The organism is Halomonas sp. SIMBA_159 (genome assembly GCF_046536035.1).
Lineage (GTDB): Bacteria > Pseudomonadota > Gammaproteobacteria > Pseudomonadales > Halomonadaceae > Vreelandella > Vreelandella venusta_A.
Genome location: NZ_JAWJBT010000320.1, coordinates 1 through 291 on the forward strand (window position 1 = coordinate 1; position 291 = coordinate 291).

At 36.8% G+C, this 291-nt stretch carries 1 pseudogene; it reads right to left on the bottom strand.

Annotated features, from left to right (window positions below):
• Positions 1 to 291, bottom strand: a pseudogene (locus R0J87_RS19460) (helicase); the annotation flags it as partial.

Here is a 291-nt window from a genome sequence, read left to right on the forward strand (position 1 = left end):
TAATTCCGGAACTAGGATCATTCTCTCACTAATACCAGCTAAAGACCGTGATTGGAGTGGATTTTTTATACTTTCTGGGCTGGCGTCAAAAGTTCTAATAATATCGCTATCATCTGCGATTGTTGCTGACATATAAATTTTTCTTGGGGCATCGTGAAAAGTAGGAAAGGAATTGACTAAAGGTAAAATAGGAGTAATCGTGAATTTGTCTTTGCTGATAAGGGCGTGATACAAGTGAAGTTGATCTCTTAACAGAGGCCATATTAAACCGTATTGATTTGAATCAGATTT